We start from the raw sequence: 21401 nt of genomic DNA, 5'->3' as shown, positions 1-21401 counted from the left end.
ATTTTAGCTGGTGATCCTGCAGTTCTTATTTCCTTCTCCAAGACAACTTCACCATCGCTTCGCGAGACTGCATAAAGAGTACCAGGCTTAAAAGGAACCCTCCAAGATACATGTAAATCATCTCCCTGTTTCGTTTTACTCACTAGGGATTCGCCATTGAGAAACAACTCCACCTCATCGGCGTTATTATAATATGCCCAAACATCCACTACTTCACCATCAGACCAATTCCAATGTGGGAAGATATGAAGTACGGCATTGGAGATCCATTCACTTTGATACATATAATAAACTATGTCAATGCAAGTTATAATTCGATACACGGGCTGATTGTGAGTAATTGGAAGAAAAATAACAAAACGTTCCAATGGAAAATTAGCATTCCACCTAATACCACTGCAGAGGTATATATTCCAGCTAAAAGCAATAAAACAATTAAAGCTAATGGAGCTTCCATCGCTAATGCAAAGGGTATCGAATATATCAAAGATGAGGGTGATCGCGTTCACCTAAGATTACTATCAGGAAATTATGAATTAAGCTCCAAATTATAGCTGTATTTGATAGGATTCTTAACATTACAAATGAAAACACTAATAATTTAACTTTTATGAGAATGCCCAAAATTAGTCTCATCAGTTGTATCGTAATAACTACTCTTGCTTTTAATACATGTGAGACTACTAAAAAAAACGAAAAAAAAGAGGAAACAGTTGCAGCAACACTAGAACATCGAGAAGGAATTGTGCTGGAAGAATTTGTATATACCCAAGCGGATTTTCCTCAGTGCCATTCTGCTACTTTATTAGAACTTGAAAATGGGGACCTCTTATGTAGTTTCTTTGGAGGAACAAAGGAGAGGCATCCAGATGTGGAGATCAAACTTTCTAGAAAAAGTCCAGAAGGTAGTTGGAGTGAGCCACGTAGTATTGCCGATGGTGTTCAGGAGGATGGCGAACGCCTACCTACTTGGAATCCAGTGTTGTTTCAAAATTCTAAAGACACCCTATCAATTTACTATAAAATAGGCCCAAGTCCTAGTACGTGGTGGGGAATGCAAAAAATATCCACCGACGGAGGATATCATTGGGGGCCAGCAATTACTTTAGAAGAAAATGTCATTGGTCCAGTTAAAAACAAACCAATACATCTAGATGACGGTTCTATACTCTCTGGTTCAAGTACAGAGGATGATGGATGGAAAGTACATATTGAACGTAGTACCAACGGAGGACAAACATGGGAAATTATCGGCCCTGTAAATAATGCCAACACAATCGGTGCTATCCAACCCACCTTTTTGACCTATCCAGATGGCCGAATTCAAATGCTTAGCCGTACCCGAACCGAGGTCGAATACATTGCTGAAAATTGGTCAGAAGACAATGGGAAAACCTGGTCAGAAATGAGTCTTACGAGCCTTCCTAATAATAATGCAGGACTAGATGCTGTCACCTTAAAAGATGGACGACAATTATTGATCTACAATCATTCTACTAGAAAACAAGAAGGAATGGGACACAAAGGAAGAGGTGTTTTAAATTTGGCTGTAAGCAAAGATGGAAAAAACTGGGAGGCAGCACTAGTGCTCGACTATCTAGATCAACCTGAGAAACAATTTTCATACCCCGCAATTATACAGACAAAAGATGGACTTGTTCATATTGCCTATACATGGCACAGAAAACGTATAAAACACGTGGTAGTAGATCCTGATAAACTTGTCACCTACCCCATAGTTGACGGCAAGTGGCCTTCAGAAAAAATTCCGTTAATTACATCTAATGAGAAATAGAAAATTATAGAATAAAAAAATATAAGATTGCAGAATGTAAAATTGGAGAACTAAAGCCAATAACCATTCTGCAATGTCATTCTTACTATCCTTAGCTACATTTCCAATATTTCCGTACATTAAATATTCCTTTATAGTGATTTGAGAAATATCAAGTAGTAAATGTATCTTTAAAGCTCAGTAATGCATCTAATAACTATTCAAACTAAAACTGTAAAAATGGATAAAAGCTACCTCTTGGCTATCATAGCGACCTTATGTTGTCTTATTTCTATTGCGCAACACACCACCACACCGATCCACTATACAGTTTCGATGAAAAATCCTAAAGATCAACGCTTTCAAATACAGATGGATTTGAATGGATTTAAAGAAGACACCCTAGAATTAAAATTACCCAACTGGTCTCCTGGTTATTATCAGATGATGCAGTATTATGAGAATATTGAAGATCTAAAAGCAACCCATAGTGATGGCACCCCAATTCGTATTATCCAACTAAAAGATAATTCATGGCAGCTAATCACCAAATCTGATAATAACATCCATATCACCTATAAGGTTCATGCCTCAAAAAAGTTTGTAGCGAACAGTTTGCTTGATTCAACGCGTGCATACATTGTTCCTCCCAATAACTTTTTATATCCAAAAGGGTATTTAGACGCTCCTTCGCTCATCACCATTACCCTGGAAGAGAACTCCAAATGGGATGAGATTGCTACTGGTCTTACTCCTATTGATGGATATCCAAATAGTTTTATATCCAAGAACTTTGACATACTCTACGATAGTCCGCTGTTAATTGGGGATTTAGAGTCCTTAACGCCATTTCAAGTACGAGGAAAACAGCACCGTTTCATCGGTTATCAGCTCGGTGAATTCGATCGACAAGACATGATGGAAAGTTTACGAAAAATAATAGAGACCTGCGTTGAATTTTTCGATGATATCCCCTATGATCATTACACATTCATTGGAATTGGTCCCGGAAGAGGAGGCATTGAACACCTCAATAGCACCACGGTTAGTTTTGATGGTAACACACTTAAAACGCAACAAGATGTAGATCGCATGCTAAATTTTCTTACCCATGAATATTTTCACCATTACAATGCCAAAAGGATACGACCGTTTGAACTCGGTCCATTTGACTACGATAAGGGAAGCCGAACGAATCAACTTTGGATCGCTGAAGGCTTGACTGTATATTATGAATACATTATCTCAAAAAAAGCAGGGATTAAGGATATGAAAACTTTTTTCAGTGATCTAGAACGTCATATCAATGCGGTTGAAAACAACCCAGGTCGCTACTACCAATCGCTATCCCAATCTAGCTACAATACATGGAGTGATGGTCCTTTTGGCACCATGGGAAAAGAAAAAGGGAAAGCGATCTCATATTACGATAAAGGGCCATTGGTTGGATTATTTCTAGATTTAGAGATTCGCAAACTCACAAAAAATAGGGCCTCATTAAATGATGTCATGTATAAACTGTATCACAAATACTATAAAGGACTCAATAGAGGCTTCACAGAGGCCGAATTTCAAAGGGTTTGTGAGCAGGTGGCCAAATCATCGCTGAAGGAAATATTTGAATATATATACACAACAAAGGAATTAGACTATAAAAAATACCTAGGCTATGCCGGACTTAGTTTAGATACCTTGCCAAAAAACCAAAACAATCAAGGAATTAAATCACTAAAAATCAAAATATTACAAAACCAAACACCCGAACAATCAGCCCTAAGAAATGCCTGGTTAAATCAGTAAAATTAACGCTATAATGCTGTGAAAACTTCGTTAATTTGTATGCGAAATTTTAATAACTCTTAACTTCTTCTTACTTTAGATTAAATTTAACATTTGACTTTTAGTAGATAGGCTAGCTATAAAGGCATTACACCACAAAGCGGACTATCACAAGACAACCATTTAAAACAACTAAATAATTTAATTTTAAATACTATGATTTTAAAAAGAACAAAACTATTACTTCTAGGCTCGCTCCTTGTTATAGGGGTAAGTTGTAAACAAAACAGCAAAAAGGAAAATAGTTCAGTTAGCGCTACAGAAAGCACTACTACTGAGGTAAAAACTCCAGAGAAAAAAGCTGAAGCTAAAAAAGTTAAAGTTGCTATGGAATCTAAGAGCGATTCTAATGTAAGCGGAAACGTAGTTTTTAAAGAAGAAAATGGAAAAGTAACCATGACAGCTGTATTCGACGGGCTAACGCCTGGAGGACATGCTATACATTTACATGAAAATGCAGATTGTAGTGCTGCTGATGGTAGTTCTGCCGGAGGGCACTGGAATCCAACTTTTGAAAAACATGGTAAGTGGGGAGATTCTGATGGATACCACAGAGGCGATATCGGAAACTTTGAAGCTGATGACAACGGAAACGGAACGATCACTTTCGAAACTGATCAATGGTGTATCGGATGTGGTGACGAGAAAAAAGATATTCTAGGAAAATCAGTTATTGTTCACCAAGGAACGGATGATTTCACCTCACAACCAAGTGGTGACGCTGGTGGGAGAATTAGCTGTGGTGGAGTAATCAAGTAAAAGCAAGCCACCTCGTTAAAAAAATCATCAAGGCCACGTTAGAATAACGTGGCTTTTTCAATATAACCAGGCATGAAAGCATTTTTTTCGGATCAAGAATTTGACAATATAGACTTTAACAGCGCTACATTTAAAAAAGGAGAATATGATAACTGTATTTTTTCGAAATGTAAATTTAGTGAGGTTTACTTAAGCAATACTCATTTTATAGAGTGTGAATTCCACAGTTGTGATTTTAGTGGCTCACATCTTAAGAATAGTTCCTTTAAAGAAGTTAGCTTTATGGAGTCCAAACTCATTGGTATGCATTTTTTTGAATGTATTACTTTGCTGCTTTCCTTTAATTTTGAAGGGTGCAATCTAAGTTATTCAACTTTTGAAAATTTAGATCTTAAGAACACCAAGTTTAAAAAATGTAACCTGCAGCATACGGATTTTACCAATGCCAATTTAACTAGTGCGCTATTTGAAAATTGCGATTTGTACGGCGCGGTATTTTCAGACACTAACCTTGAAAATGCAGATTTGTATTCTTGTGATAACATAGGGTTGGATCCAGAGAAAAACACATTAAAAAATGCCATCTTTTCAACTCATGGCGCTCTTTCCCTCCTCTCCAAGCATCAACTAATTATAAAGTAAGTCTTCAAGACTCCTAAAGAAACAACTTATTTTATTACTTTCTCCTCAAAAAAAACCCCAATCAATGATTGAGGTTTCCTTATACTATACGGTTAAACTTGTGATAGTTATTTCTTCAATCCTACCTTATGTCCATACATAGCATAAAACAATATAAAGGCATAACAAGGAAACAAGATCCAATAGCTAGATGTTGCAGCTTCAGCGGTTGCCACTGACTGCTCCACGCCACTTTGAATTAATTCCGCTTTATTTCGGTCTACTAGATATCCATAAAGAGGAGGAATAATTGCCCCACCCGAAATTGCCATCACCAACATGGCTGAAGCGGTCTCTGTAAATTTCCCTAGACCTTTTAACGCCAATGGCCAAATCGCAGGCCACACCAAAGCATTAGCAAAGCCAAGAGCAGCAACAAATAATACAGAGATGAAACCTGTGAAACTGATAATCCCAATTCCAAAAACAATACCTAGTATTGCGCTTATTTTTAGGGCTGTAGTCTGGTTAAGGTACTTCGGAATTAAAATCACACCCAAGATATAACCACCCACCATGGCCATAAGTGTCATAAATGTAAATCCTTTGGCTTCTTCTCCAGACATTCCTAAGGATATCCCATAAGAGATAATGGTATCACCAGCGATCACCTCAACACCTACGTACAAGAACAAGGTTAAAACACCTAACCATAGATGAGGAAATTGAAAAATGCTGGTCTTTTTAGTTCTTACCATTCCAGGTTCCTTTTCAGTTTCTTCAATTTCATCAGCTTCTACATTTGGAAGTGGCGCTTTATTAATTAAAAGTGCCAGTACAAACAAAACCACCGCCATTACAATATATGGAAGAACTACAGAGTTAGCCATTTCTTGTAGTAATGCATTCTTTTCAACCTCATCTACAAGAGAGAGTTTCTCCTGAATTTCATCGATTCCTGATAACAGTATAGCTCCGAAGATAAAAGACCCTAAAGCCCCAGCACTTTTATTAGCGATTCCCATGATGGAGATTCGTTTTGCTGCGCTTTCAATTGGTCCAAGAATTGTTATATAAGGATTTGAAGCAGTTTGCAAAATAGTCATTCCGAGGCCTTGTATAAATATACCAGATAAAAACACCCAATAGGTGCGTGCTTCCGCAGCAGGAATAAATACCAGCGCCCCTACGGCCATAATAATTAGCCCTAGAGACATTCCTTTTTTATACCCTAGCTTACTAATGATATAAGAAGACGGCAAAGCCATAGCAACAAAAGAAATATAAGAAGCCGAGGCTACTAAATATGATTGTGCGTCAGTAAGTTCATTGATGGTTTTCATAAAGGGGATCAAAGCTCCGTTAATCCAAGTTACAAAACCGAAAATAAAGAATAGTCCAGCTATGACTATCATAGGAACTAGACTGGTTGATTTCTGAGAGGTAGTTGTCATGAGTTATATAATACTTAGTTAATAGTTTCTTATTTATATATTATTCTGTTAGGAAATTTCCTTTATCCTTTAGGATTCGTTCTTTGGCATACTTAACGTAATTTCTACCAATTGGGATTTTCTTTTCCGCTATTTCAATAAGGTTCCCTTCAATGGATTTCACTTTATCAATTGCAATAGTATATGATTTATGAACTCTTATAAAATTCTCTGCCGGTAGCTCTTCACTAATACTTGATAGGGATTTATGTGAAATAAAAGTCCCTTCCATACTATGGAGTTTGATATAGTCTTTTAAACTTTCGATATACAATATCTCACTTAAAAAAATTTTGATCAGCTTTTTATCGACTTTTAAAAAGATATGCGGATCTTGCTCAAAATCGCCACTTTGTTTGAGTCCCTTTGATTGTAACAATCGCGCATTTAATTTATTGAACGATTTCAAAAACCTGCTAAAAGGAATCGGCTTAACTAGATAATCCAACACCTCCAATTCATAACTCTCAATGGCATACTCTCTATAGGCCGTTGTTATAATAATTAAAGGATGTGAATCAAGATTCCTCAAAAATTCCAACCCGTTCATTCTAGGCATATTAATATCCATAAACACTACATCAACATCTGGCCGTTTAAAAGCCGGAAGAGCATCTATTGGATTACTAAAAACCCCAACCACTTCCACATTAGAAAACTCTTTCAAATACGATTCAAGTACCTGAATCGCTAGTGGTTCATCATCTATGATTAGGCAATTTATATTCATGCAATCGGAATTATTAAAGTCACTACATATTGATTATGGTGCGCTTGATTCGTAAAACTAAAGTGCTCATTGTACAACATTTCTAAACGCCTTTTCAAGTTAACCGAACCAATCCCCCCTGGGGTTTTGAGTTTTTGCTCTGGATCAAAGTAATTTTTAATGGTAAAGGTCAGCTGCTTGTTTCGATTTTCAAAATCTACCGTTATCATTTGATGATCTTTAACCATTAACCCGTGTTTGAAGGCATTTTCTACCAAGGGCAAGAACAACAAAGGTGGAACTAGAACACCGTCAATATCACCACGAATACCAATCTTTGCTTCAAAACCAAATCCATGTCTTAATTTCTCTAGAGCAATATAATTATCAATATATTCAATTTCTTTAAGTAAAGGCACCTCACTTTTTTTAGCATCATAGATCACATATTTCATGAAATCCGATAATCGAAGTACCACTTTAGGCGCCTGCTGAGAGCTCTTTAGGGTTAAAGCATATAAATTATTAAGTGTATTAAAAAAGAAATGGGGTTGGATCTGCGCCTTTAAATACTTTAGTTCGGTCTTATATTGCAATTCCCTCAATTCTTGGTTCTTAGTTCGTTCGTTTAAAAATTCCACAGTGAACTTAATGGCGGCCGTTAAACTCAATACATACAGTTCCCCTATACATACGGCTAAAATATGGTTAAAACTAAAGGGTTTTTGGATCCCTATAGCCTCTGGCCATATGTCCTCAGAGACCAAATAATAATTCAATCCCGTTCTTACACTATAATGTACTCCCAAAGCAAGAAGTAACACTGAAAAATAACTGAAGTACTTCTTTTTTAAAAGCAATTTTGGAATCAAATAGTAGATATTAAAATACACGATCAGAATATGAAGTGGAAACTCTACCAGGTTAGATTTCAAAGAATAGGAATAATCATTAAAATAACTCCCCCATCTCACGAAATTAATCAGAAAATAACATACCCAAAAAAAGAAATGATACTTAAAAGCAATAGTATTCTTTGCAATGGTTCCCAGTTTATTCATCAGTAGCTTCTATACATCTAATTACAATTATTGTGAAAAAATATAACTATTCGAAAGAATAACCAAAATAAATTTTTAAAAATCAAAATCACGAAAACTGTTATCTCCTTTTTAATGTTGTTTGTTGCCTTATCTGTGACGTTGGTATAAAAAGCTTTTTAAACTACTAATATTAAAGTAAATTTTGCTTTTTATTCGACATATCTCAACTTGAAATGTTAAAAAGTATTTGAAATATTGATACCGCTAATTAATATCAACTATAAAATGGATATGGCAAAAAAGAACAAAAACGAAAGGAAATGTAATAAAATTTTAATTTAACTAGAACAACATAATTATACAGAGCAAAAATAAGGTGCAATAATTAAATCAATAACAAAACGTAACTTTTTACGAACAAAACAATAAAACGCTACAGAATACTACTATTTGGTAACATTAAAAAAAGCTAATAAGGAATGATACAACAAATTAAACACAAACAGGTCGGTAAGTTTGAAGACACCAAGTTTGAGAAAATACACAATGAAATTTTTGAAGACTCTTATGAGGCCTCTAAGATAGTGGCCGCTGAGATCGCAGATCTTATTCGCGAGAAACAAGAAAAAGGTGAAGCCTGTGTACTAGGGCTGGCTACTGGGTCTTCTCCAATTAAAGTATATGAAGAACTGGTTAGGCTTCATAAAAATGGGGAATTGAGTTTCCACAATGTGATCACCTTTAACCTAGATGAGTACTATCCCATGGATGCTGAAAACCGTCAGAGTTATTACTACTTTATGCATCAGCATTTATTCGATCACATTGACATTAACCCAGAAAACATCCATATTCCAAATGGACAAGTGAGCCAGGAGGAACTCAACCAATACTGCATTGATTACGATATGAAGATCAAACAACTGGGTGGTCTAGATTTTCAGTTGCTAGGAATCGGGAGAACGGGACATATCGGATTTAATGAACCTGGTTCTCACATCAACTCTGGGACACGTATCATTACACTCGATCACATCACCCGCCGTGATGCAGCATCAGACTTTAATGGTATTGAATACGTACCTAAGAAAGCGATCACCATGGGAGTTAGCACCATTATGAAATCTAAAAGAATCATTATGCTCGCTTGGGGGCACAAAAAAGCTTCCATTATAAAAGAAACAGTGGAAGGACAAGTTACATCGAACATCCCAGCGAGTTTCCTGCAAAACCATCCCAACACGACCATGATTCTGGATCAGGAGGCAGCATCTGAACTCAGCCGTATCAAAACTCCATGGATCGTAAGTCAGTGTGTGTGGACCGATAACTTGAAGTTAAAAGCAGTTACTTGGCTCAGTGAAGAGCTCAAAAAGCCTGTACTGAAACTTACAGACAAGGACTATAACGAACATGGCATGTCTGGTTTACTTTCAATTGAAGGTTCTGCATACAACCTAAACATCAAGATTTTCAATAAACTACAGCACACCATTACAGGTTGGCCAGGAGGGAAACCAAATGCAGATGACACCAACCGCCCAGAACGTAGATCCCCTGAGAAAAAACGTATTATTATATTCAGTCCACACCCGGATGATGATGTGATTTCCATGGGTGGAACTTTCTCTCGACTGATCGAACAAGGACACGATGTCCATGTTGCTTACCAAACCTCCGGAAATATTGCCGTTACAGATGAGGAGGCTTTAAAATTTGCTGAAGTCGCAGATCAATTAAGTCTAAGTTCAGAAGAAACAAATTTCAAAAAAATTATAAGGTTTTTAAATTCCAAAACTACAGCATACGGCGATAGCTCAGAGACCAGAAAAGTAAAAGGATTGATTCGACGTATGGAATCCTATGGGGCAACAAGATACCTTGGATTGGACGATTCTAAAGTACATTTTCTTGACCTTCCTTTCTATGAGACTGGTGAGGTTAAGAAGAATCCAGTTGGACCAGCAGACATACAGTTAATATCTGATTTAATCACAACGATACAACCACATCAAATCTATGCCGCTGGAGACTTAGCGGACCCACACGGAACACACAAGCTTTGTCTAGATGCCATCTTTGAATCGCTAGCCAGTATCAAACATCTAGATTTTATGAAAGATTGTTGGGTATGGTTATACCGAGGCGCTTGGCATGAATGGGATATCGCTGATATCGAAATGGCTGTACCTTTGAGTCCAGATGAAATGAATAAGAAAATAAACGCCATTCTATTCCACCAGTCGCAAAAAGACCGAGTGATGTTCCAAGGGGAAGATTCTCGAGAATTCTGGGTCCGTGCCCAAGAGCGCAACAGAAATACAGCTCTTCTATACGATAACCTTGGATTAGCAGAATATGAGGCTATAGAAGCATTCAAGCGCTACCACTTTTAAGAATATGTTAGCTTTATCAAAGGAGCTCAGGTTGCCTGCATTATTACAGCTCCTTTGATTTTTATAAATAGTATACCTATGGTAAAACTTTAGGTATTATCCTAAAATAAATAATATGATACTAGTAGCAGACAGCGGTTCAACTAAATGCGACTGGGTCCTTGCAGATACCGATGGCAAACAATTACTTACCACGCAGTCAGAAGGCATAAACCCTATGGCGTTAAGTGACAAAGCAATTTTTTCAATTATACGTGAAAACACAGATTTACAACCTTATAGGAGCTTAATCACCCAAATCCATTTTTACGGAGCTGGGTGCGGCACACTAAGTGCGGACAAAAAAATGAAGTTGATTTTGGAAGAAATATTCCAAAACACCAACCAGATCAGTATTAAAGAAGATGTTATCGCGGCGGTCCATGCGACCACCGACCAACCTGGAATCATTTGTATTTTAGGCACAGGATCGAATTGTAGTTATTTTGATGGTCACAAATGTATTCAACGCATCCCATCACTTGGATATGTTTTATCTGATGAAGGAAGTGGTAATCACATCGGGAAAGAACTACTTCGCGCTTACTTTCACCATAAAATGCCCACAACGATTAAAAAAGATTTTGAAGATAGCTTCGAAATTGACTTGAATCAGGTTTTACAACAACTCTACCATAATCAAAATCCAAATAAATATTTAGCTACTTTTGGAAAGTTCATTTTCAAGCATCGCCAGGATCCCTTTGCGCAAGAGATTCTTAATAAAGTAATAGAGAGTTTTATAGACACCTATTTAACCCATTATCATCAAGAATTACAGAAATACCCAGTCCATTTCGTGGGTTCCATAGCGTATTACGCTCAAGATATCATCATAAAGCAACTGAAAGATAGAGGATACAGAGCGAGCTCCTTTGTTCGAAAACCCATAGATAATCTGATTAAATATATCGTACTTCAAAACCAAAAGATCTAATACTCTTAAGAGACTAGAAACCAAAGAAAGAGGTTATCAAACAAATAGTTATAACACATTATAACCTCTTGGTTTTTAGAGAGTACTAGGTAAATTATTTCTTCAAAACAAAGTTGTAATTCGGTTGAATACAGCTGAGACTTAATAGATATATGTATTTTATCTTGTAAGATCTGCTACTAGCATTTATATTTGTGTTATTTTAAATTAATCTAAATAAATACAAAATATAAATGAAATACCTATATCTTTTATCACTAATTTTTATACAACCTCTATTTGCGCAACAGGTTACCATAAAAGGAAAAGTAACTGATAGCGACCATAATCCAATACCCTATGTGACGGTAAGTGTTAAAAATAAAACAAACGGAACTGCTACGGACATCAATGGGGACTATGAAATCACTTTTCAATCGACAAACAATCCTATTATTGTATTTTCTGCAATAGGCTACCAGACTACCTCTAGAGCTATATCCACTAGTTCAAGTAAAAATTTAGACATCATAATGCAAGCTGACCTTGAGCAACTGGATGAAATCGTAATTACATCAAACCGAACTCGAGAAACCCTTGATCAGGTGCCTTCTAGTGTTTCTGTAATCTCAGGTAAAGAAATTCAAAAACTCGCTAGAACCAGTAATGCTATGGCAGATGTGTTAATGGAAGTTCCAGGCCTTGCATTGGGTACTAACCAAACCAGTAGTGTAGGTCAAACATTGCGCGGTAGAAATATGCTTGTCTTAATAGATGGTATTCCACAGTCAACCCCGCTTCGAAAAGGGTCCAGAGATATCAATACAGCTGACCCTAGTACTATTGAACGTATAGAGGTCATAAAAGGTGCAACTGCTATCTATGGCAATGGTTCCGATGGGGGTATTGTTAATTACATCACTAAAAAGCCAAAAGAAGGAATTAAAATAGAGAGTAATACGACCTTGAGCGCTGAAGGGGGATTGGTAGCGATAAACAATACCATTGGAGCTAAATTGGTTCAGACATTTTCAGGTACCATCAATAAATTATCATATGTTGCCAGCGGTGGTTTTAGACAAACTGGTGTATATAAGGACGCCAACGGAACAGTGATCTCACCGTATTACGGACTTGGAGAAACCTCACAATATAGTGCACTGGGCAAAATAAGCTACAACATTACCAATCGGCAATCCTTAGCTGTGATGTACAATTATTTTAGTAGCCGACAAGATTCAGATTACCTTGCACAAGTTGGCGTTTATGGAGAATCTCCTACCATAGGTGTTCTTGGTGAAGAGCCTGGAGAAGATCAAGGAAACCGTTATAACCACAACGTACAATTGACCTATGATTTTGAAAAAATATATCCAAACACATATTTTAGGTTGAACCTGTATTTTCAAGACTTTAAAACAATTTACGGATTTACCGACAGCTTCTACGATCCAAATCTTGGGTTTAGCGGTGGACAGTCTTTAATTGCTTCTACTAAAAAAGGGGCACGTTTTAATTTTAAAACACGTTATAATTTTGGAGCAGTTCAAGGTGATTTACTTTATGGATTAGATGCCTTAAACGATAAAACTTCTCAATCATTGGTTGATGGCAGACCCTGGGTACCACAACTTGATATGCGTAATTTTGCTCCCTACGCACAATTAAAAGCCATTTATGCCAATATTGTTCTTAAGGGAGGAATTCGATTTGAAAACATAAAAATAGACATCCCAGATTATACAACCTTAACTCGATATAGTCCTGGAGCTACTGAACCTAATAGCGGTGGAATTGCTATTAAAGGTGGAGGGTTAAATTACAATGCATCTACTTTTAATTTGGGACTACGTTATAACAAATGGTCAACCTTTAAACCATTTGTAAGTTTCTCTCAAAGCTTTTCCGTTGCTGACTTGGGAAGGATCTTACGATCGGCAACTGAAAATACCGTAGCACAAATTAATTCCGAGGCTGTGATTGCCAACAACTATGAAATCGGGTTTAACAGTCGAATTGGTAAAACGCAACTAGCGGGAGCATACTATATTAGTACCTCCGACCTCGGATCAACTTACCTAGAGACTGAAAGTGGAGCTTTTGAAATATTACGCCAACCAGAAAAAGTATATGGTTTCGAGCTCTCTTTAAACACCGAATTATTAAGGAATTTAGATTTTGGAACCTCTGTATCTTATACAGAGGGTAAAATCGACACCAATGGAGACGATGCTTATGACCAATATATAGGTAGTGACCGAATTCCTCCTGTTAAAACGGTGACCTATCTGTCATATAACTTGAAGGAGAAATTTGATATCCGTCTTGCACATATCTACAGTGGATCTAGAAAACAATTTGAAGCTGATGGTCAAGGCGATTACACCTATGGACAAGGACCAGTAGATGATTTCAATATTGTCAATCTTACAGCGCATTATCAATTAAGTCCGTCTACAGCATTGGGAGTTGGGGTAAAAAACCTGTTGAATACAGATTATTACAACCTAATTTCACAATGGTCTGCCAGGGACTCAAATTATATTAAGGCCAATGGAGCACAATTCAACGTATCGCTATCTGTGAACTTGTAACACGTTAAAGTTAAATACTTTTAGTCCACGTAGATGAAAAAAACAACGCTTCTAAAGTATCATTCGATCTGTAGTCTAATCGCTGGCGGATTTCTAATTCTATTAGGAATCACTGGTAGTATTTTGGTTTTTAACCAAGATCTAGACCAAGCGTTGTTTGAAGCCTATCAGATTGATGATGCTCCTGAGGCGTTAGACCTAGATATCGCCACAGCAGCGGTTCAAAAAAAATTCAAAAACTGGAACACGAGAATTATCCACTTTAAAAAAGGAGAAACTATTGTATTCAACATTAGACGTCCAGAGCAAAGAATGTTGGTTTTTGTACATCCAGAAAATGGACAAATTCTCGGGACTATTGATCAAAGGAGACACCTTACTAAATGGTTATTAAGATTCCATTATTCCTTCCACGCGGGCCCAATTGGTCGCATTCTAGTCTTTATTTTTGGAATACTATTTCTTGTTTCTATAATTACAGGCATTTTATTATATCGCAAGAGTGTACTTAAAGTGCTATTTTTAAAAATAAAACTAAAAACCATCAATAAACGTGTATTTTATTCTTCTTTACATAGTTATATTGGGGTTTGGTCTCTTTTAATGAATTTAATACTGGCTTTAACAGGGGTTCTTTTATCATATACTGTAGCCATTTCAGGATTCAATGAACCAAAACAACCGGAACCACCAATACTTGTGACATCTTTGAATAAAACATTAAAAATGATAGAAAGTACAATTCCGGAATTCCATCCCTCTTATATTCGACTTGCCTCCACTGAGACAGCACCTATTGTAATTAACGGCTCTTTTGAGGATGATCCTTTTGTATATAGTATTCACTACAATAAACTATTAGTAAATCCAACAACTGGCGCAATTGAAACCATTAAAAAAATCAGTGAAGAACCCTTAAGTTACAAAATTAAAAGCATGATCACTCCACTTCATTATGGGCAGTTCGGTGGTCTTATAAGTAAACTGCTATACGGCTTTTTTGGAATGTCAGGGCCTGTGCTCTCTATTACAGGATTTTTAATTTGGTATAGAAGAAAAAATACAGGTAATAAAATACGGTAATAGTTCGTAACTATGAAGAAATTAAAAACCCCAGCGCTTATAGTAGCACTGGGATCTTTCTAGCTAAATATAAAAAACTAACCTATTAAGTTTTTGTCTTTATTCTTCTGGTTTAAAAACCCATACCCATCCATTTCCACCTGCATTATTAGGGACATACAATATAAGTTCGTCTTCTGTGAGTGAAACAATAGTGTACAATCCATCAGGGTTCCCTTGCTCGGCACCACCAAGGATATTACCACCATCAATTTTTAATGTCTGCTTAGCTGGATCTAATACAAAACTAGCAACTTCAGGTGTTGCATCGGGTTGTGCATAATAGGTAAAATTAGCGGCACCATCCAGATCAAAGGTCATCCTACCAGCTGCATCTGCTGGTGGACAACAATCCCCACCAGCATTCCACCACGACGTTTCCCATTGACTAGGATCATTTCCTGGAGCCATATACCACCACATTTTTCCGTCTGGCTCTGGACCACCGTTAAAAACCCAGGTTTTTCCAGCTTCTGTATCCGTGCCAACTAAGTCATACCAGTCTTGGTTGAGTTCATGATCTAAAACATCAACCTGTACTTCGATGGTTTTGGTGAAAAATTCAGATCCCAGTGTTCCAACATAGGTAAAGGTGTTTTTTCCTGGTATTGGATAGATAAACTCAAACTTATTCGTTAAAGCTTTTCCCAGATTGTAATCCCAGTAACCTGTTACTCCAGGGGTTTCCATACTCAATTCAATTAAATTTCCTCCCTCAGTGGCTTGAGAAGATGTCAGTTTAATATCATCGATACTTAACCTACTTTCAAGAACCTCTCTGTCATCTATGGGTTGACATGCACCCAGTACCAATACTAAGGCAGTTCCCAATAAACTTATAATTCTATTTTTTTTCATCTTATTACTATTTTAAAGTTTAACAGATTACCAACCAGGATTCTGCTCGTAAACCCCACCGGATAGTCTTATCTCAGATTCTGGAATTGGAACCAAACCTTTAGTCTCAGGTCTATATTGTACACTATAGGTAGCATCAATACCAGAATTCTGTACATCTATTTGACCACCAAATGCGTCATCTACATCTCCCCAACGTACCAAGTCAAACCAACGAAGCGCCTCAAATGCAAATTCATATTTACGTTCCTCTTTAAGAGCAGCCAAAGAATAACCAATATTTCCTAGTCCAGCTCTACTTCTAACCTCGTTTAAACCATCTGCAGTTTCTGTAATTTCAGAATGCATCAATAAAACGTCCGCATATCTCATGAAAACAAAATCTTGAGCAGACCATAATTGCATAGGATCTCCATGGGTCATGTCATAGAGGAAGTAAAACATTCCTTTAACTCCGTCCACCCCATCCGGATCCTCATGTTGAATGGTAGTGTATTTTTTATTCATTAAGCCTGTTTCATGATCTCCAAAACCAGACTGCCAAGATGCAGTTCCTTGCTCAGGATTCCCTAACTCAAGAATGGATCCTTCTTTTCTAGGATCCGCATCATCCCACTGATTCCATAGTACTGGGCTGACAGTGCCCCATCCCCAACCTTGTCCAAAAGGGATCATACTATTATCACGGATTCCAAAGAAAAGACGCATACGGTTGTTGTATTGTTGACCTGGATCCCAATCAGTAGTGGAATAGCGCTGTACAAACATGAATTCGTTATTTCCTGTTCCAAAAGTTGGAGATAAACCATCTTGACCTGCCCATTCTAATCCTTCAGCTTCCGCCCATGGAAGAACCACTTTACCAGCACTTTTATTTACATATGAATAAGGCCATAGGTTTCTAAAATCATCCACTAATCCATAACCACTGTTATTTATACAATCTTCTAAATAAGCGACTACCTGGCCTTTAGAAATAGCTCCCCCTTCAGGTAGAGGCAACTCACTAGTAGCCTGCCCTTCCATATTGGTCATATAACCAGTATAGTATAGATATGCTCTTGCCATATAGGCTTGTGCAACCCATTTATTGGCATGCCCATAACGTTCCGTTGGAATTGAACTGAAAGGCTTACTTGGAAATAATTCAATGGCAGTTTTAAAATCAGAAGCAATTTGTGCATAAGTATCGGAGTAACTAGATCTAGGCACATTTCTGTCGGCTTGGGTACTTGGTATTATTGGCATCCCACCAAAGAATTTTGCTGCTCTAAAGTAAAAGAAACCACGCATAAAATAAGCCTCAGCCATGGCCTGGTCAACATATTGTTTGGCTTCTACATCAGTCAAAAAATATTCTGAAAAATCAGCGCCTTCCAAATTTTCTATAACCGCATTACAGCGATAAATCCCGTTATACGTTATTACCCATAAATCTTTATACGTATCCTCTTCTGGATCTTGAAAACCATCCACATTTTTTGCCCCGCGGTCATCTGGGCCACCACCTCCCAATACAAAATCCGACAGCAGGTTGGCCGTTACAGCCTCGTCGCTGTATATATCTGGCATATAAAGCGCACTGTAAATACCGCCCAAAGCCTCATCGATATCCTGTGGTCGACTATAATAATTTTCAAAACTCTTTTCGTAGAGGTTGTCCGTATCTGTAAACTCTTGACTACAACTAACTAGTAGCGCCGTTGTAATTATTGATATTGTATATAGTATTTTTTTCATTGTCTTTTGGTTTTCGATTAAAAGTCAACACTCAATCCAAGCATTACAGTTCTTGGTAATGGATACAATCCAAGATCAACTCCTGAAGCCCATCCTGTATCATCATTTCCACCGTAAGACACATCTGGATCCATTCCATCATACGATGTAAAGGTGTACAAATTATTGACAGAGGCGTAAATTTTGATATCCTTGATGTAATCTAGATCCTGCAAATATTGTCCTAACTTAAAACCTACTGTTAGGTTACTTATTCTCAAGTAGTCAGCATCATGCAAATAAATATCAGAAATCAGGTTTGTATTTCTATTGGAACTAGAGCTCAAACGTGGAAGACGATTTGAAGTCCCTTCTCCATGCCATCGATTAAAAATATCAGTGGTGTAGTTTTGATCAAAATTATCCGCAAAGGAACGGTATGATTGCATCACCTGTCCACCGAACTTACCAGCTAGAGTCGTATTCACATAGAATCCTTTATACTCTGCATTTAGCTGAATACCGAGTTCAAAATCTGGAAGGGGACTTCCAAGTTCTACTTTATCATTATCATCAATAACACCATCTTGATTCTGATCTACAAAACGAACATCACCAGGACGTTGATCGTCAAAATAAGGTGTACCATCTGGAGTCACATAGGCATCCACTTCGTCTTGGTTTTGTAAAATTCCATCAGTCTCCAGTCCATAAAAGTAACCAATTGGTTTACCAACCTCTACCCTAGAGATATAAGAAGTACCCTGAGATAAGATATGCGGCTCACCAGTAATTATACCTTCGGCATTTGCAATTTTGGTAACTTCATTTTTATTAAAGGCTCCACTTACGGTAGCGCCATATTTAAAGTCTCCAATATTGTCATTCCAAGAAAGGACTACTTCTACACCCGTATTTTCAATATCTCCTCCATTTATAAATGGTGGTGGTGCTCCAGAAGTTCCGATCGATGGCGCCAATACTAACCAATCCTTCGTGGTTTTCTTGTACCAGTCTGCCGTTACAGAAAGTCTCGAATTTAGAAAACGTGCGTCAACTCCAAAATCCAACTGTTCTGAAGTCTCCCAAGTTACATTTGGATTTGCGATTCTAGTTGGTGATGTAGATACCGACGGTGTAGGTTTATTATCACCAAAATAGTATCCAGGGTTCATATAAGAAACAGTAGAGCTATAATAGAAGTTACCAATATCCTGATTTCCATTTTGTCCCCAGCTTCCTCTTAATTTTATAAACATATTGCTGTTTGACATAAAATTTTCTTCACTAAGAACCCAACCAGCAGAAAATGAAGGGAAATATCCCCAACGGTTACCCTTAGCGAAATTAGAAGAGTTATCCGCCCTCATAGTAGCGGAGAACATATACTTTTCCTTGTAGTTGTATTGTGCTCTTGCTACATATGATAACAGCCCGCCGCCTCCAGCAGCCCAGTCAGCGCCATTGGTATTGATTGCTCCAATAGTAGATTTGCTTACATTATTTAGAAAAGCAAATTTAGGATCCCCAAATTGAGAACCTGACATACTTCCACCAACTTCAAAATTAACTTCATTTTGAATAAGTTCGTTACCGATTAAAGCGGTCAAGTTATGATCTCCAAAACTTGTTTCATAAGAAATAGTATTGGTTAATGTAGAGGTATTCCCCAAATAAGAACTCTGAGAAACGCCATCCGTAGCATTAGAATATAAGGTTCCTAATGCATAAGTTGGTGTCCAAGAGCGACTATGCCCAAACCATGCATTTACCCCATAAGAAGAACGGAACTTTAAATTTTTAATTGGCTCAATTTCCAAATAAACGTTTCCAACAATGCTATTTCCTTTATTACCAAGATTGGCATAATTGTGACGGTAATACATCACTGCTAATGGATTGTGTGAGTTGTTAGAGATCCCATCCATGGTAGGCGTAAAGCCATGATTATCTGGTGAATCCGCCCAATATGCAGGCATCAATGGGTGTTGTACCAAAGCATTGTGTAAATCATTCCAGTAGATATTTCCAGTAGCAACACTTCTGTTATCTGTTTGAGAATAGGTGAAATTTTCACCTAAAGTCACTAAGCTTCTTTCCTCATTTTTAAAAAGTACAAACTCTGTGTTTAAACGTGTTGTAAGTCTTTTAAATCCGGCATCAGTGATATCTCCACCGATGATACCAGATTGATCCAAATAGGAAGCACCAAGCGAATAAGTAATATCTTCGCTACCCCCGGTTACATTAATGGAATGACTGGAAACAGGTGCATTTTTCATGGTCATTTCATCAATCCAATTGGTCCCTTCCCAACCGTTTTGAAGTTTATTCCAAACATACTCTCCAAGTTGCGTACCTAATTGACCAGGATAGGTATTATTTAACCATGCATTGTTTTTAATTAAAGCCTCCCAATTATTTGGAGCCAAACCATCATTTACCCTACCCTCATCCATAATGTACATATACTCTTGTGCATTTAAAGGGGACAGGTTTTTATAAATGTTTTGAAAACCGTAATAAGTTTCATAATGTACAGATGCTTGTTTTGATTTTGATCCTTTTCTTGTAGTTACTAAAACAACACCATTTGCCGCTCTGGAACCATAGATTGCAGCAGAGGCGGCGTCCTTTAGCACATCGATGCTTTCAATATCCCCAGAACTTAGGTAGTCAATATTTCCAACGGCAACACCATCAACAATGTATAAAGGATCAGAATTACCAATTGTACCAAGTCCACGAATGGTTACTTTAGTACCAGCACCAGGAGCACCATTATTACGGCTCACACTTACCCCAGGAGCAACGCCTTGCAGTGCTTCCATAGCAGTTCCAGTGTTTAACATCGCAATGTCTTCTCCTTTAAGGTTTAAGTTCGCTCCAGTTACCAAGGCCTTCTTTTGAACCCCATAACCAATAACAACTACTTCATCTAAAGCCTCTAATGAGGTCTCCAGAACAATATCAATGGTAGACTGTTGACCTACTGTTACAGTTTGCGACTTCATACCAACATAGGTAAAAACCAAGTTGTCGGAAGCAGTAACATCCGAAATACTGTAATTCCCGTCAAAATCAGTTTGCACGCCGTTAGTGGTACCTTCTACGACAACCGAAACACCGGGCATCGGCATACCTGTGTCATCGGTCACTGTCCCACTAACTGCTTTTGTCTGCGAAAACATACTTTGGACACCGCACAGCATCAAAGTAAAAATCGCAATTTTCAGTTTTAGCTTCATCTTAAATTAAATTTTAGAATAATTAGGTTAGTAATTAGAATTATTCAAAAAGAATCGAACAACCCAGCCATTTCCATAAACTATAGAACAAAGAAAATGAGGAATATTAATAAGCTGACAATTACGATTATCAACAATACCTCCACTAAGGTTCTCCAATTCAATTTTGAAAAACTATTTTTCATTACGTAAATGTTAAAAAAACACTAAAAGCATACGCACTATTTATTCTGCATTCTCTGTTATTTTTGAAGCATTAAACGCACTACCA

The 21401-nt window shown here is 37.3% G+C and carries 15 protein-coding genes and 1 pseudogene; 9 read left to right on the top strand and 7 right to left on the bottom strand.

All coding sequences use genetic code 11. The annotated features are described in order from the left end of the window. A pseudogene (locus tag VKY50_RS04275) lies at positions 1-293 on the bottom strand (DUF4982 domain-containing protein); the annotation flags it as partial. Between VKY50_RS04275 and VKY50_RS04270 the strand changes: the two are divergent. The 5 genes from VKY50_RS04270 (at position 234) to VKY50_RS04250 (ending at position 5014) form a co-directional block, all read left to right on the top strand. Then, the gene (locus VKY50_RS04270; protein ID WP_324299203.1) at positions 234-554 is read left to right on the top strand and encodes an alpha-L-rhamnosidase C-terminal domain-containing protein; all 321 of its coding nucleotides are present in this window, start codon (positions 234-236) and stop codon (positions 552-554) included. The pseudogene VKY50_RS04275 and the gene VKY50_RS04270 overlap by 60 nt on opposite strands. 62 nt (positions 555-616) lie before the next feature. Then, on the top strand, positions 617-1795 hold the full coding sequence (locus VKY50_RS04265) for a sialidase family protein (RefSeq protein WP_324299201.1): 1179 nt from the start codon (positions 617-619) through the stop codon (positions 1793-1795). Between the two features lie 219 nt (positions 1796-2014). Beyond that, a complete protein-coding gene (locus VKY50_RS04260; RefSeq protein WP_324299199.1) occupies positions 2015-3574 on the top strand; it encodes a M61 family metallopeptidase in 1560 nt (519 codons plus the stop codon). 195 nt (positions 3575-3769) lie between these two features. Next, positions 3770-4372: a superoxide dismutase family protein gene (locus tag VKY50_RS04255; RefSeq protein ID WP_324299197.1), complete on the top strand. Its 603-nt coding sequence runs from the start codon at positions 3770-3772 to the stop codon at positions 4370-4372. A 72-nt stretch (positions 4373-4444) separates the two neighbouring features. Then, complete coding sequence (locus VKY50_RS04250; protein WP_324299195.1) at positions 4445-5014, top strand: pentapeptide repeat-containing protein; 570 nt, start codon at positions 4445-4447, stop codon at positions 5012-5014. A gap of 107 nt (positions 5015-5121) precedes the next feature. Here VKY50_RS04250 and VKY50_RS04245 read toward each other — a convergent pair whose 3' ends face one another. The 3 genes from VKY50_RS04245 to VKY50_RS04235 are packed head-to-tail and all read right to left on the bottom strand — an operon-like array spanning position 5122 to position 8130. Then, positions 5122-6447 (bottom strand): sugar MFS transporter, encoded by a 1326-nt coding sequence (locus VKY50_RS04245; RefSeq protein WP_324299193.1) that lies wholly within the window; start codon positions 6445-6447, stop codon positions 5122-5124. A 40-nt stretch (positions 6448-6487) separates the two neighbouring features. Then, a complete protein-coding gene (locus tag VKY50_RS04240) occupies positions 6488-7216 on the bottom strand; it encodes a LytR/AlgR family response regulator transcription factor (protein ID WP_324299191.1) in 729 nt (242 codons plus the stop codon). Further along, entirely contained in the window at positions 7213-8130 is a 918-nt protein-coding gene (locus VKY50_RS04235; protein ID WP_324299189.1) for a sensor histidine kinase, read from the bottom strand. The genes VKY50_RS04240 and VKY50_RS04235 overlap by 4 nt, the downstream gene beginning before the upstream one ends. A 587-nt stretch (positions 8131-8717) precedes the next feature. Between VKY50_RS04235 and nagB the strand changes: the two genes are divergently transcribed. The 4 genes from nagB (at position 8718) to VKY50_RS04215 (ending at position 15266) form a co-directional block, all read left to right on the top strand. Next, a complete protein-coding gene (gene nagB, locus VKY50_RS04230; RefSeq protein ID WP_324299187.1) occupies positions 8718-10634 on the top strand; it encodes a glucosamine-6-phosphate deaminase in 1917 nt (638 codons plus the stop codon). Between the two features lie 115 nt (positions 10635-10749). Further along, the gene (locus VKY50_RS04225; RefSeq protein WP_324299185.1) at positions 10750-11610 is read left to right on the top strand and encodes a BadF/BadG/BcrA/BcrD ATPase family protein; all 861 of its coding nucleotides are present in this window, start codon (positions 10750-10752) and stop codon (positions 11608-11610) included. Between the two features lie 233 nt (positions 11611-11843). Next, positions 11844-14183, top strand: a complete 2340-nt coding sequence (locus tag VKY50_RS04220; RefSeq protein WP_324299183.1) for a TonB-dependent receptor — start codon at positions 11844-11846, stop codon at positions 14181-14183. A gap of 33 nt (positions 14184-14216) precedes the next feature. Next, complete coding sequence (locus VKY50_RS04215) at positions 14217-15266, top strand: PepSY-associated TM helix domain-containing protein (protein ID WP_324299181.1); 1050 nt, start codon at positions 14217-14219, stop codon at positions 15264-15266. 99 nt (positions 15267-15365) lie between these two features. Here VKY50_RS04215 and VKY50_RS04210 read toward each other — a convergent pair whose 3' ends face one another. From VKY50_RS04210 to VKY50_RS04200, 3 genes are read right to left on the bottom strand one after another with little or no spacing between them, the layout of a single operon-like run. Beyond that, positions 15366-16163: a hypothetical protein gene (locus VKY50_RS04210; protein WP_324299179.1), complete on the bottom strand. Its 798-nt coding sequence runs from the start codon at positions 16161-16163 to the stop codon at positions 15366-15368. 27 nt (positions 16164-16190) lie between these two features. Further along, on the bottom strand, positions 16191-17903 hold the full coding sequence (locus tag VKY50_RS04205; protein ID WP_324299177.1) for a RagB/SusD family nutrient uptake outer membrane protein: 1713 nt from the start codon (positions 17901-17903) through the stop codon (positions 16191-16193). Between the two features lie 17 nt (positions 17904-17920). Further along, a complete protein-coding gene (locus VKY50_RS04200) occupies positions 17921-21130 on the bottom strand; it encodes a SusC/RagA family TonB-linked outer membrane protein (protein ID WP_324299175.1) in 3210 nt (1069 codons plus the stop codon). Between the last annotated feature and the right edge of the window lie 271 nt (positions 21131-21401).

It is taken from the genome of Galbibacter sp. (assembly GCF_035306585.1).
GTDB lineage: Bacteria > Bacteroidota > Bacteroidia > Flavobacteriales > Flavobacteriaceae > Galbibacter.
Note: the sequence above shows the minus strand (reverse complement) of the source record. Positions and strands in the feature narration are given on the sequence as shown.

Excerpts from the sequence above, each read along its gene's own strand:
- VKY50_RS04270 (WP_324299203.1), top strand. The coding sequence starts at position 234 with ATGTGGGAAGATATGAAGTACGGCATTGGAGATCCATTCACTTTGATA.
- VKY50_RS04265 (WP_324299201.1), top strand. The coding sequence starts at position 617 with ATGCCCAAAATTAGTCTCATCAGTTGTATCGTAATAACTACTCTTGCT.
- VKY50_RS04260 (WP_324299199.1), top strand. The coding sequence starts at position 2,015 with ATGGATAAAAGCTACCTCTTGGCTATCATAGCGACCTTATGTTGTCTT.
- VKY50_RS04255 (WP_324299197.1), top strand. The coding sequence starts at position 3,770 with ATGATTTTAAAAAGAACAAAACTATTACTTCTAGGCTCGCTCCTTGTT.
- VKY50_RS04250 (WP_324299195.1), top strand. The coding sequence starts at position 4,445 with ATGAAAGCATTTTTTTCGGATCAAGAATTTGACAATATAGACTTTAAC.
- VKY50_RS04245 (WP_324299193.1), bottom strand. The coding sequence starts at position 6,447 with ATGACAACTACCTCTCAGAAATCAACCAGTCTAGTTCCTATGATAGTC.
- VKY50_RS04240 (WP_324299191.1), bottom strand. The coding sequence starts at position 7,216 with ATGAATATAAATTGCCTAATCATAGATGATGAACCACTAGCGATTCAG.
- nagB (WP_324299187.1), top strand. The coding sequence starts at position 8,718 with ATGATACAACAAATTAAACACAAACAGGTCGGTAAGTTTGAAGACACC.
- VKY50_RS04225 (WP_324299185.1), top strand. The coding sequence starts at position 10,750 with ATGATACTAGTAGCAGACAGCGGTTCAACTAAATGCGACTGGGTCCTT.
- VKY50_RS04220 (WP_324299183.1), top strand. The coding sequence starts at position 11,844 with ATGAAATACCTATATCTTTTATCACTAATTTTTATACAACCTCTATTT.
- VKY50_RS04215 (WP_324299181.1), top strand. The coding sequence starts at position 14,217 with ATGAAAAAAACAACGCTTCTAAAGTATCATTCGATCTGTAGTCTAATC.
- VKY50_RS04210 (WP_324299179.1), bottom strand. The coding sequence starts at position 16,163 with ATGAAAAAAAATAGAATTATAAGTTTATTGGGAACTGCCTTAGTATTG.
- VKY50_RS04205 (WP_324299177.1), bottom strand. The coding sequence starts at position 17,903 with ATGAAAAAAATACTATATACAATATCAATAATTACAACGGCGCTACTA.
- VKY50_RS04200 (WP_324299175.1), bottom strand. The coding sequence starts at position 21,130 with ATGAAGCTAAAACTGAAAATTGCGATTTTTACTTTGATGCTGTGCGGT.